Here is a 12,410-nt window from a genome sequence, read left to right as displayed (position 1 = left end):
GTCTTACTCGGCCTTTGGCGTTTCGCGCAGACGAATGTGCAATTCGCGCAACGCCTTGGCATCCACCACACCCGGCGCCTGCGTCATCACGTCGGCAGCACTCTGGGTTTTCGGGAAGGCGATCACTTCACGGATCGACTGGGCGCCAGTCATCAGCATGACCAGACGGTCCAGACCGAAAGCCAGGCCACCGTGCGGTGGTGCGCCGTATTTCAGGGCATCGAGCAGGAAGCCGAACTTCTCTTCCTGTTCCGCTTCGTTGATGCCCAGCAGACGGAACACCGCCTGTTGCATTTCCTTGCGGTGGATACGGATCGAACCGCCACCCAGCTCGGTGCCGTTCAGGACCATGTCGTAGGCACGCGACAGTGCGGTGGCCGGGTTGGCTTCCAGCTCTGCCGGGCTGCACTTGGGTGCAGTGAACGGGTGGTGCAAGGCGCTGAAGCTGCCGTCGTCGTTCTCTTCGAACATCGGGAAGTCGACGACCCACATCGGCGCCCACTCGCAGGTCAGCAGGTTCAGGTCGTGACCCAGCTTGATGCGCAGCGCGCCCAGGGCTTCGCTGACGATCTTGAACTTGTCTGCGCCGAAGAACACGATGTCGCCGTCAACCGCGCCAACGCGATCGAGGATCACATTGAGGTTAGCCTCAGGGATGTTCTTGACGATCGGCGATTGCAGACCTTCGACGCCCTTGGCGCGCTCGTTGACCTTGATGTACGCCAAGCCCTTGGCACCGTAGATGCCGACGAACTTGGTGTAGTCGTCGATCTGCTTGCGCGGCATGCTCGCAGCGCCTGGTACGCGCAGCGCGGTCACGCGGCATTTAGGGTCGTTGGCCGGGCCGCTGAACACCTTGAACTCAACTTCCTTGAGCTGATCGGCCACGTCCACCAGCTCCAGCGGGTTACGCAGGTCCGGCTTGTCCGAGCCGTAGCGACGCATGGCCTCTTCGAAGGTCATGTGCGGGAACTCGCCGAATTCCAGATCCAGGACTTCCTTGAACAGGTTGCGGATCATGCCTTCGGTCAGGCCCATGATGTCTTTTTCGTCGAGGAAGCTGGTCTCGATGTCGATCTGAGTGAACTCAGGCTGACGGTCGGCACGCAGGTCTTCGTCGCGGAAGCACTTGGCGATCTGGTAGTAACGGTCGAAGCCGGCCACCATCAGCAGTTGCTTGAACAGTTGCGGCGATTGCGGCAGGGCGAAGAACGAACCAGCGTGGGTGCGGCTCGGCACCAGGTAGTCGCGTGCGCCTTCCGGGGTGGCGCGGGTCAGGATCGGCGTCTCGACGTCGAGGAAGCCGTTTTCGTCCAGATAGCGACGGATGCTGGTGGTCATGCGCGAACGCAGACGCAGCTTCTCGGCCATTTCCGGGCGACGCAGGTCGAGGAAGCGATAGCGCAGGCGGGTTTCTTCACCCACATCGGAGAACTCGTTGAGCGGGAACGGTGGGGTTTCCGCTTCGTTGAGCACTTCCAGCTCGTAACCCAGCACTTCGATCATGCCCGACGCCATGTTGGCGTTGGTGGCACCGGCCGGACGCAGACGCACCTTGCCGGTGACCTTGACCACGTATTCGCTGCGCACACGGTCGGCAACGGCGAAGGTCTCGGCGCGATCCGGGTCGAAAACCACCTGGGCCAGACCGTCACGATCACGGATATCGAGGAAAATCACCCCACCGTGGTCACGGCGACGGTGAACCCAGCCGCAAAGGGTAATTTCCTGGCCGTCCAGGCTTTCGTTCAGTTGGCCGCAATAATGGCTGCGCATCATGGTCGTGGTTTCACTTCTCGTAATTCGAAATTCGGTTGCAGGCCTTGCGCACTGCAAGGGCTCGCGCGTGTCGTTCAATCGGGTTGCAGACCTTAGTCGGCTTTATCGCCACCGGCCAGATTCTTCTTGGCACCGGTCTTGAAATCGGTTTCGTACCAACCGGCACCGCTGAGGCGGAAACCCGGCATGGACAGCATCTTCTTGAGCTCTGGCGCCTGACAGGCAGGGCAGTCGACCAGCGGTGCTGCGCTGATCTTTTGAATGGCTTCCAACTGATGACCACAGGAAGCACATTGGTAGTCGTACATCGGCATGGGGTTGTCTCGGCGATCAGAATGCTACCGCACACGCTGGGTTTTGCGGCAAAGAGCGGGATTATATCCATTAAATGCGGCCTGTGCAGCCGTAAGACTGCACAGACCGACACTCGATGCATTTCGCCGTCAAGACCTACGCCAGGACGCCGCCGCGCTCTTCATTGCGACTGTGCACGACGCAGACGACCCGCACCAATCCGCTGAAATTCTTCACGCCGCCGTGCCGCAAGTGCACCTCGCGATCGACATGGGACAAGAGGGCGCTGACCGAACAACAGTTGATCTTTGCCATCTCCCCCAGAATGTCCCAGTAAACCTGCTCAAGCCGCAAACAGGTGGCAAAGCCATTCAAACGAACCGAACGGGACAATGGCTGCGCCAGCCCCATATCGAATTCACTGACAAAGGGGTCGATCCTTACATCCTTTAATGGACCCAACCTCCCCTCGTTCAATCTACCGTCATAAACCATACCGCTGACACTCCTTTGCCATTCCTGGTTTCTATCAAAGCCATGTTGCAAGGCTTATAAAAACGCAGGCGCAAAGTTATATCCAGATGACTTTATGACCATCAACGTAGGATAAGCCAACAACGCGAGGCGGACGATGGAGACGGTCCTAGTCTGATTGCTTTCCTACAGTGCAGAGCGCGAAATCCCTCAACCCCGGCGCAAAAAGCACACTGCGCAAGCCCCTTGATCCAGGTCAATCGCGCACTGCAGCCCTGTCAACTCAGCAGCGCGCGCAACATCCATGCAGTTTTCTCGTGAACCTGCATGCGCTGGGTCAGCAGGTCGGCCGTCGGCTCGTCGCTGACCTTGTCCAGCAGGGGGAAAATCCCCCGCGCCGTACGCGTGACCGCTTCCTGCCCCTCGACCAATTGCTTGATCATGTCCTCGGCACTGGGTACACCCGGTTCTTCCTTGATCGAAGAAAGGCGCGCATAAATGGAATAGGCGCCCGGAGCCGGGAAACCCAGCGCACGAATGCGTTCGGCAATCGAGTCCACCGCCAGGGCCAACTCGTTATATTGCTCCTCGAACATCAGGTGCAGGGTCCGAAACATCGGGCCGGTGACATTCCAGTGGAAATTATGGGTTTTCAAATAAAGGACGTAAGTGTCCGACAACAGGCGCGAAAGTCCGTCGACGATGGACTTGCGATCCTCTTCACTGATACCGATATCGATTGCCATGCTATTCCCCTAACGGTGATGAATTCATCCAACAGGTGAACGACCACTCTAGCAAGCCTGCTACGCAATCGCAGCCCGGATTGCTGTGACGCCTGTGACAAATCGACTCGAAACACCGCTGGACACCCTGATTTGAGTAGCTGTGAGCTTTGCTGTTAAATAGACGATGTGTCGTCAACGCCTTCTTTTCCGGGCGCTGCGCATAGGCTGATGCCCGGTGCGTGTCCAACGCCTCTCATTGTTCCGAAGCGAACCGTGCCCTATCAGCTCTTCCTTGTGATCCGCCTGAACGTGAGTTAATCAAAATGTTGAAAATCGTCCACCTCCTAATGGGCGCAGCGGCCTTGCTGCTGTCCTTCATTCCAAGCCTGCGACCCGAAGCCGTTCCTTACCTGCAACAACCCGATGCGTTGTACCTGGCCTTTTTCGGCCTGCTCAACCTCATCCTGGCTCCAGTGATTCCCAACTGGAACAAAGGCCCACGCCACCAACTGCAGAACCTGGTCAGTGCCCTCCTGGTACTGGCTGTCGTCCTGCAAACCCTGACACTGTTCGCGCCAATGCCGGTCATCGCCGGTCAACCGGCCGTTCTGTTCAGCCTGGTGGCTGCCCTGATTGCCGTCGTACTGCACCTGGCCGTCAGCTTCCATAAATCTTCACCCGCTACCGCCGCGCCAAGCTACGACATGAGCAACCGCGATACCGGCACCGTCAAGTGGTTCAACACCTCCAAGGGTTTCGGTTTTATTTCCCGCGACTCCGGCGATGACATCTTCGTGCATTTCCGCGCCATTCGAGGCGAAGGCCATCGCGTCCTGGTCGAAGGCCAGCGTGTGGAGTTCTCCGTGATGAATCGTGACAAGGGCCTGCAAGCCGAAGACGTTATCGCTGCACTGCCGCGACGCTGATTCACGGCCAAAAAAAACCGCGAACAGCTTGGCTGTTCGCGGTTTTTTTGTGCCTGTCTTCCAGCCCTTGGGGTCAGTAATGCGGCGGCGGTGCGTCTTCTTCGAAGACACTGAACTGGCCAGCCATTTCTTCCTGTCGCTTGAGCAAGGCAGCCATTTGCAGTTGCAGTCGCTCCACTGCGCGCTGCTGCGCGGTCAACACATCATTCAGGGCCTGGATAGTGTCGTCCTGAAAGGCCAACTGGGTCTCCAGGTCGGTAACGCGCTCTTCAAGGTTCATGGTTCAACCCTCCAGAAACGTGAAGTCTTCGGTCAGGATCAGGCGCAGCCGCTCGCGGATCGTCGCCACCTGCTCTGCCGAATACGGCTTGGCCGGATGTTTGCCCCACACCGGAGCAGGCCAGGCTGCGTCCCCATGCTTTCGCACGATGACATGCATGTGCAATTGGCTGACAACGTTACCCAAGGCCGCGACATTCAACTTGTCGGCATCGAACGAATCCTTGAGCAATTCAGCCAGCGTGGTCGTTTCCTGCCACAGCTGCTGCTGATCGACGACATCGAGCTGAAATATCTCGCTGATATCCTCGCGACGCGGCACCAGGATGAACCAGGGGTAGTTCGAATCATTGGACAACAGCAAGCGGCTGAGCGGGAAATCGCCAATCGGCAGGGTGTCTTGTTGAAGTCGTGGATCTAAAGCGAACACTGTGCGCACTCCCGGATGTTCATCATTTTCAGCTTAGCGCCCGCCCCCGATAGGCGCAGCGCCAAGCGACAGGACGGCAGCATACCTGCGAACGTCGCTGGCTTCACGACGAAGCGCATCCCCGCCCCGGCCTGGTCGACGAATCAAGAAGCGAGCGCCCCGGCATGAAACATTTCCCTCACATTCGCACCATTACAGAACCGCGGGCCAAATGGGAAAAGCCGAGATGCCTGGTAAACCGGGGCTTGTGCCTTTTCAGCACAGGTCTCACTGTATGAATTCAGTACAGCAAATAAAAATTTTTGCACCAAAACCGCACATCGTGTCTACGCTCAATGCGTCGGGCATCCGCCAATTACTCACTGATGGGGTGAACCGGTAACGTTTTTCGTTGTCGAGCCGCCAAACCGCAAGTCGCAACACGATGCCAGGCAAAGCGTCAAGCCCCTTCAAAAGGTGCGTGTAACCCCCGGTTTTATGAGGTTTTTAAGAAATCAGGCAGGCGTTCAGAAAAAAAACAGCGAAACCGCAATTTGTGCACGCTTGTTGCATTCACACCCACATCGCCTTCGGAGCCGCCACGGGAAGTGGATCGTCTGAAGGCAATAAAAACAGTGGCAGGGTTGCCCGATGGAGATTCAAGTGCTTCACCAAGGACTCTTTTAACCGATGCTCAAGCTCTGGAAAACAGCGCTGAAGTTGCCATTCCTATTGCATTGGGGCTGTAAATTTGCGACATCTACCCAGCCATTTGCGACAGGGTCGTAAAGAAGCTGAAAGGTTGGATGCGCAAGTATCGCCAATAGGGTCGGCGTGATATAAGTTTGCGCCGACACAAAAAGAAAGAGCCGCCCAGATAAAAAAACAGGTGGGACGGCAGTACTCTTCAAAACCAAAGGAGCAAATCACGATGCGCGTGATGAAGTGGAGCATGATCGCACTGGCAGTTGCAGCAGCCGCCAGTACTCAAGTGGCAACAGCGGCACCGTTCGTAAGTGACCAGGCAGAAGCCAAAGGTTTTGTTGAAGATGCAAAAGCAGACATCCTGCTGCGCAACTACTACTTCAACCGTAACAACAAAGACGGCGGCAACGACCAGAAAGACTGGACCCAAGGTTTCTGGGGTAACTTCAGCTCCGGTTACACCCAAGGTACTGTAGGCGTCGGCGTTGATGCGTTCGGTTACCTGGCCATCAAACTGGACGGTGGCGACGGTACCGGCGGTACCGGCAACATGCCAGTTGGCGCCAACGGCGTTCAGGACAGCCAAGGCAAGGCCGGTGGCGCTGTTAAATTCCGCGTATCGAAAACCGAGCTGAAAGTCGGCGACATGCAGCCAAGCACTGCTCCAGTGTTCGCTGTCGGCGGTTCCCGTATCCTTCCTCAAACTGCCAGCGGTTTCCAACTGCAGAGCAGTGAAGTCAAAGACCTTGACCTCGAAGCCGGTCACTTCTACTCGTCGACCAGCCAGGACCGCAACTCGCGCGATGGCGGCCTGTGGGCCAACTACGCTGGCGTTGAAGCCAACACCGTCGACTACTTCGGCGGCAAATACGGCATCACCGACGCGCTGAGCGTTTCCCTGTACGGCGCCAAGCTGGAAGACATCTGGAACCAGTACTACGCCAACGCCAACTACACCATCCCGATGGGTGGTGATCAGTCGTTGAACCTGGACGGTAACATCTACCGCACCACTGATACCGGCGACAAAGAAGCTGGCGACATCAGCAACACCACGTTCTCCCTGGCTGCTGCTTTCTCGTTCCTGAAAGCACACACCCTCACCGTGGCCTTCCAGAAGGTCAACGGCGACACGCCGTTCGACTACGTCGGTGTGGGTAAAAACAACCGTGGTGGCGACTCGATCTTCCTCGCCAACTCCATCCAATACTCTGACTTCAACGGTCCTAACGAGAAATCTGCCCAGATCCGCTACGACCTGAAAATGGCTGAGTACGGCGTTCCTGGTCTGAGCTTCATGACCCGCTACGTAAAAGGCTGGGACATCGACGGTACCGGTCTGGCTGACAACAGCGTTTACCGTAAATCCAACGGTGACCCACTGTACGGCGCTGACGGCAAACACAACGAAACCAACTTCGAAGCCAAGTACGTTGTACAGACTGGCCCGGCTAAAGATCTCTCCTTCCGCATTCGTCAAGCATGGCACCAAGCTAACGCTGACCAAGGCGAAGGCGACATCAAAGAGTTCCGTCTGATCGTCGACTACCCGCTGTCGCTGTTGTAATCGCATCCAGTTAGTTTGCGATAACAAATAAAAAGGCCCATCTTCGGATGGGCCTTTTTTTGTTACAAGCTTGTTACTTACTGCACGGCAGATTCCTGCACCACGCGAATCACTCGCTGTGGAAAGGGAATATCAATGCCCGCCGCTTTCAGGCGATCGCGGGATTGTTCATTAAACATGAACATCACATCCCAATAATCCGCTGTTTTTACCCAAACCCGCAAAGAAACGGTAATGGAACTGTCACCCAAGGTAGAAATGACAGCCTGTGGTGCCGGCTCAGCCAGGATGCGCTCATCCTTGGCAAGGTCCAGTAACACCTGGCGGGCCTTCTGCAAGTCAGCTTCATAATCCACACCCACATCGAACACCACCTTGCGGGTAGGCTGACGGTTGGTGTTGGTGATGATGCCGTTGGAGAGATTGCCGTTGGGAACGATGATGGTCTTGTTGTCACCAGTGCGCAGCACCGTGTGGAAGATCTGAATGCTGTCGACCGTACCCGCCACACCCTGGGCTTCGATCCAGTCACCAATGCGAAACGGGCGGAACAGCAAAATCAATACCCCACCCGCGAAGTTCGCCAGGCTGCCTTGCAACGCCAGACCAATGGCCAGACCGGCAGCACCGATCGCAGCAACAAAGGACGTGGTTTCCACACCGATCATCGAGGCCACGCTGACGATCAGCAGCACCTTGAGGATGATGTTCGCCAGACTGCTGATGAAACCTTGCAGCGCCAGGTCGGCATTGCGCAAGGCCAGCAGGCCGCCGAGCTTGTGCGTGACCTTATTGATCAGCCACCAGCCGATGGCCAGGGTGATGACGGCCAGTAACACACGACTGCCGTACTCCATGATCATCGGGATCCAGGCTTGGGACGCCTTGACCAGGTTGTCCACTTCAGCGTTCAAGTCCATCTAGGTTCTCCTGATTGGCGGCCATACGGCACACAAAAAAATCAGGGGCAAAAATGCCCCTTGGGTTTACACACGACTTTCCCTGTAGGAGCGAGCTTGCTCCTACACATAAAGGCATCAATCGCGGAAGTTGTTGAACTGCAGCGGCATGTCGAACGTCGCGGCGCGCAGGGCCGCGATGGCCTCCTGCAAATCGTCACGTTTCTTGCCGGTCACGCGCACCTGCTCACCCTGGATGGCCGCTTGCACCTTGAGCTTGGCATCCTTGATGTGAGCGACGATCTTCTTCGCCAGCTCCTTGTCGATGCCTTCCTTGAGGACCGCTTCCTGCTTCATCAGCTTGCCCGATGCATAGGCATCCTTGACTTCCAGGCACTGCACGTCGATTTTGCGCTTGACCAGTGCCAGCTTGAGGATCTCAATCATCGCTTCAAGCTGGAAATCGGCTTCAGCGGTCAGGTTGACGGTCAGGTCCTTTTCCTTGAACTCGAAGCTGCCTTTGCCCTTCAGGTCATAGCGACGATCGAGTTCCTTGACGGCGTTCTCGACGGCGTTGGTGACTTCGTGTTTGTCCAGTTCGGATACCACGTCGAACGACGGCATGTAATTTCTCCAATAAAGGGCGCACTCGAAAACGATGGAGCACGCCTGGCTTGCGGTTAAAATCCGCGCTGATTATAACGGGTCTTTCCGATCATTCACTGCGAGCCCGCGATGCTGGCCTCAAACAGAGCGAAAAGCTGATGTCTACACCCTGGCATGTTCTGGGCGCCGGCAGCCTTGGCACCTTGTGGGCAACGCGCCTGGCGCGGGCCGGTAAAACGGTCAGGTTGATCGTGCGCGATGAGGCCAGGCTCACGGCTTATCAGGCGGCGGGCGGCTTGACGCTGGTGGAACATGGACAAGCGCAAACCTTTAACATTCCCGGTGAAACCGCAAAAAGCGCAGCACCAATCCACCGCTTGCTGGTGGCCTGCAAGGCCTACGATGCTGAGCAGGCGGTGGCCCAACTCGCGTCGCGACTGGCCCCCGACGCCGAGTTGATCCTGCTGCAAAACGGCCTCGGCAGTCAGGACGCGGTGGCCGCGCGGGTGCCTCAGGCGCGCTGCATCAGTGCATCAAGCACCGAGGGCGCCTTCCGCGATGGCGACTGGCGCGTGGTGTTTGCCGGCCATGGCTACACCTGGCTGGGTGACGCGGGGCATCCAGTGGCGCCGATCTGGCTGGAGGATCTGGTTGACGCCGGCATCCCCCACGCCTGGAGCGCCGACATCCTGACCCGGCTGTGGCGCAAGCTGGCGCTCAACTGTGCGATCAACCCGCTGACGGTCCTGCATGATTGCCGCAACGGCGGACTGCAGGATCACCGTTGCGAAGTCGCCACCCTCTGCGGCGAACTGACCGAATTGCTGCAACGTTGCGGCCAGCCGGCCGCCGCCGAGGATCTGCAGCAGGAGGTCGAACGGGTCATCCACGCCACTGCCGCCAATTTTTCCTCGATGTACCAGGACGTCGCGCATCAGCGCCGCACCGAAATCAGCTACCTGCTGGGCTATGCCTGCAAGGTGGCTGCACGGCATCAACTGAACCTGCCACACCTCAACCAGTTGCAGCAGCGGCTGATTGCCCATCTGCACAGCCTCGGATTGCCCAGCGACTGAGCAGCGGCTACGCTGGCCACTTGTTCCTTGTGTAGCGATCACACTGATGCCATTGCGCCAGCGCCTTGAAAACCTTCCGGTCGGCCAGAAACTGCTGGCCGCCCTGCTGGTGTTGTTGACCACCGTCCTGCTGGTCGCCAACCTGACCTTCATCAGTGCCGCGTACTACATTTCCCAGGAGAGCATGGCACCCCAGGCCTTGCAGACCATCGGCCGGCTGGTGTCCAACCCGAGCCTGGTCTCCGAAGCCCTGCAATCGCCGCAAAGCGCCGAACGCCTGCTCAACGAACTCAACAGTTACTCACCGTTGCGTGCCGCCGCCTTGTATGACGGCAAGGGCGAACGCCTAGCCCAATTGCAGCATGGCGACAAACTGAAGTTGCCCGAGCGCTATCGCCACATCGAAGCCTGGCAAGCCACCGAGTTTCGCAGCAACCAACTGATCACCCTGCCCCGTCCCGGCACCGCACCCGGCCATTTGCTGCTGGTGGCCAGCAGCGAATTGCCGGTGGCTTTCTACACCGGGACCCTGACCGCCAGCCTCGGCATTTTGATCTTCAGCGTGCTGTTGTGGCTGATGATCGCCCGGCAGATCAAGCGCCTGATCACCCGGCCGATCCATCAGCTCGAAGAGTTGTCGCGCCAGGTGACCCGCGAAGAGAACTACTCCTTGCGCGCCTCGCGTGGCAACCATGACGAAATCGGCAGCCTGGCCGAGGCGTTCAACACCATGCTCTCGCGTATCGAAGCGCGGGAGCAGCAGCTCAAACGCGCGCGGGACGACTCCCAGGCCGCCTATGACCAGGCCCAGGGGCTGGCCGAGGAAACCCGCCACACCAACCGCAAGCTGGAACTGGAAGTCCAGGTGCGCAGCAAGATCGAGAAGAAACTCACCGGTTTCCAGAACTACCTCAACAGCATCATCGACTCCATGCCCTCGGCGCTGATTGCTCTCGACGAACAGCTCTACGTGACCCAGTGGAACCAGGAAGCGAGTGCGCTCTCCGGCACCCGCCTGGACGAAGCGCTGAACCAGCCCATTTTCCTTGCCTTCGAACCGCTCAAGCCGTTCCTGCCGCAGATCAAACAGACCGTCGAGCAACACACGGTGGCGAAGATCGAACGCGTGACCTGGTTCAAGGACGAGGAACCCAAGCATTACGCCCTGACTTTTTACCCGCTGATGGGCGGCGCCGGACGTGGTGTGGTGATCCGTATCGACGACATCACCCAGCGCCTGTCGCTGGAAGAAATGATGGTGCAATCGGAAAAAATGCTGTCGGTCGGTGGCCTCGCCGCCGGCATGGCCCACGAAATCAATAACCCGCTGGGGGCGATCCTGCATAACGTGCAGAACATTCGCCGGCGCCTGTCTACCGAACTGCCAAAGAACCTCGAGCAGGCCGAGCAGGTCGGTATTGAGCTCGACACCGTCAACCAGTACTTGCAAGCCCGGGAAGTACCGCAATTGCTCGACGGTATCCAACAAGCGGGGGCCCGGGCCGCGAAGATCGTCACCCACATGCTCAGCTTCAGCCGTCGCAGCACCCGGCAGATGGCGCCGTGCGACCTGCCGGCGCTGATCGACCAGGCCGTGGAAATTGCCGGCAACGACTTCGACCTGGCGATCGGTTTCGATTTCAAGGGCCAGGCGATCATCCGTCAGTTCGACCCCGCACTGGGCCCGGTTCCAGGCACCGCCAACGAACTCGAGCAGGTGCTGCTGAATCTATTGAAGAACGCCGCCCAAGCCATTCACCAGCGCGAGGATGATCGCGAGCCAGGGCGAATCATCCTGCGCACCCGGCTTAACCCGCCCTGGGCGGAAATACAGGTCGAGGACAACGGCATCGGCATGAGCGAGAACGTGCGCAAACGCACCTTCGAGCCGTTTTTCACCACCAAGGAAATCGGCCAGGGCACCGGCCTGGGCCTCTCGGTCTCGTATTTCATCATCACCAACAACCACAAGGGCCAGATGGAAGTGCAGTCGACTTTGGGCCAAGGCACCTGCTTTACCTTGCGCCTGCCGCTGACCAGCACACCGCCTGCCTCTCAAGAACTCAATCAGCTATCGAGGTAACCCATGGGTTTTCGCTTGTCGAAGATTTACACCCGCACTGGCGACAAAGGCGAAACCGGACTGGGCGACGGTCGGCGCGTCCCCAAGGACCACCCGCGCATCGAGGCGATTGGCGAGGTGGACAGCTTGAACAGCCAGTTGGGCGTGTTGCTGGCCGGGCTGGCGACCGAGCCGGCTTTGAACGAGGTGATCGAAGTGCTGGCGCCCTGTCAGCATCGCTTGTTCGACCTTGGGGGCGAACTGGCAATGCCGGAGTATCAGGCACTGAACATGGCGGAAATCGATCGCCTGGAATCGGCAATTGATCTGTGGAATGAAGAACTGGGGCCGCTGGAGAATTTCATTTTGCCGGGTGGTTCGGCGTTGATCGCCCAGGCACACGTATGCCGCAGCCTGGCGCGCACTGCTGAACGGCGCTGCCAGCAGTTGAATGCGCTGGAGCCGTTGGCTGGGGTGGGGCTGGCCTACATCAATCGGTTGTCGGATTTGCTGTTTGTGGTGGCGCGGGTGATTGCGCGGCGGCAGGGGGTGGCGGAGATTTTGTGGAAGGCGGCGGTCAAGCCTGAGGTTTAAGTGGCGTCTGTG

Annotated in this window: 13 protein-coding genes; 5 read left to right on the top strand and 8 right to left on the bottom strand. The window is 58.3% G+C overall.

What is annotated here, in order from left to right; translation table 11 throughout:
• Positions 1–3: 3 nt before the first annotated feature.
• The 4 genes from aspS to AB4N64_RS01915 all read right to left on the bottom strand — a co-directional run bounded on the left by aspS (position 4) and on the right by AB4N64_RS01915 (position 3,293).
• Positions 4–1,779, bottom strand: coding sequence for an aspartate--tRNA ligase (gene aspS / locus AB4N64_RS01930; protein WP_460121532.1), 1,776 nt, complete (start codon positions 1,777–1,779; stop codon positions 4–6).
• Positions 1,780–1,871: 92 nt separating this feature from the next.
• Positions 1,872–2,093 carry an FmdB family zinc ribbon protein gene (locus tag AB4N64_RS01925; protein ID WP_460121530.1) on the bottom strand — a complete coding sequence of 74 codons (222 nt, stop codon included), beginning with the start codon at positions 2,091–2,093 and terminating at the stop codon, positions 1,872–1,874.
• Positions 2,094–2,229: 136 nt separating this feature from the next.
• On the bottom strand, positions 2,230–2,568 hold the full coding sequence (locus AB4N64_RS01920; protein WP_192305551.1) for a ribbon-helix-helix domain-containing protein: 339 nt from the start codon (positions 2,566–2,568) through the stop codon (positions 2,230–2,232).
• A 257-nt stretch (positions 2,569–2,825) separates the two neighbouring features.
• Positions 2,826–3,293, bottom strand: coding sequence for a Dps family protein (locus AB4N64_RS01915; RefSeq protein ID WP_460121528.1), 468 nt, complete (start codon positions 3,291–3,293; stop codon positions 2,826–2,828).
• 305 nt (positions 3,294–3,598) lie between these two features.
• Here AB4N64_RS01915 and AB4N64_RS01910 point away from each other — a divergent pair, with 305 nt between their 5' ends.
• Positions 3,599–4,201 (top strand): cold-shock protein, encoded by a 603-nt coding sequence (locus tag AB4N64_RS01910; RefSeq protein WP_460121526.1) that lies wholly within the window; start codon positions 3,599–3,601, stop codon positions 4,199–4,201.
• Positions 4,202–4,274: 73 nt separating this feature from the next.
• Here the strand turns inward: AB4N64_RS01910 and AB4N64_RS01905 are convergent, their stop codons facing one another.
• Both AB4N64_RS01905 and AB4N64_RS01900 read right to left on the bottom strand, forming a co-directional pair.
• Positions 4,275–4,481, bottom strand: coding sequence for a SlyX family protein (locus tag AB4N64_RS01905; RefSeq protein WP_460121524.1), 207 nt, complete (start codon positions 4,479–4,481; stop codon positions 4,275–4,277).
• Between the two features lie 3 nt (positions 4,482–4,484).
• Entirely contained in the window at positions 4,485–4,910 is a 426-nt protein-coding gene (locus tag AB4N64_RS01900; RefSeq protein WP_460121522.1) for an HIT domain-containing protein, read from the bottom strand.
• Between the two features lie 910 nt (positions 4,911–5,820).
• On the opposite strand from AB4N64_RS01900, the gene AB4N64_RS01895 reads away from it, so the two are divergent.
• A complete protein-coding gene (locus AB4N64_RS01895) occupies positions 5,821–7,161 on the top strand; it encodes an OprD family porin (protein ID WP_460121520.1) in 1,341 nt (446 codons plus the stop codon).
• 77 nt (positions 7,162–7,238) lie between these two features.
• Here the strand turns inward: AB4N64_RS01895 and AB4N64_RS01890 are convergent, their stop codons facing one another.
• Positions 7,239–8,081 (bottom strand): mechanosensitive ion channel family protein, encoded by an 843-nt coding sequence (locus AB4N64_RS01890; RefSeq protein ID WP_460121518.1) that lies wholly within the window; start codon positions 8,079–8,081, stop codon positions 7,239–7,241.
• Between the two features lie 117 nt (positions 8,082–8,198).
• The gene (locus tag AB4N64_RS01885) at positions 8,199–8,684 is read right to left on the bottom strand and encodes a YajQ family cyclic di-GMP-binding protein (RefSeq protein WP_368554943.1); all 486 of its coding nucleotides are present in this window, start codon (positions 8,682–8,684) and stop codon (positions 8,199–8,201) included.
• A gap of 140 nt (positions 8,685–8,824) precedes the next feature.
• On the opposite strand from AB4N64_RS01885, the gene AB4N64_RS01880 reads away from it, so the two are divergent.
• The 3 genes from AB4N64_RS01880 to AB4N64_RS01870 are packed head-to-tail and all read left to right on the top strand — an operon-like array spanning position 8,825 to position 12,398.
• Positions 8,825–9,742, top strand: a complete 918-nt coding sequence (locus AB4N64_RS01880) for a putative 2-dehydropantoate 2-reductase (RefSeq protein WP_460121516.1) — start codon at positions 8,825–8,827, stop codon at positions 9,740–9,742.
• 46 nt (positions 9,743–9,788) lie between these two features.
• Positions 9,789–11,825, top strand: a complete 2,037-nt coding sequence (locus AB4N64_RS01875) for a sensor histidine kinase (RefSeq protein ID WP_460121514.1) — start codon at positions 9,789–9,791, stop codon at positions 11,823–11,825.
• 3 nt (positions 11,826–11,828) lie between these two features.
• On the top strand, positions 11,829–12,398 hold the full coding sequence (locus AB4N64_RS01870) for a cob(I)yrinic acid a,c-diamide adenosyltransferase (RefSeq protein WP_460121512.1): 570 nt from the start codon (positions 11,829–11,831) through the stop codon (positions 12,396–12,398).
• Positions 12,399–12,410 lie beyond the last annotated feature (12 nt).

It is taken from the genome of Pseudomonas sp. S2_C03, from assembly GCF_054668405.1.
Note: the sequence above shows the minus strand (reverse complement) of the source record. Positions and strands in the feature narration are given on the sequence as shown.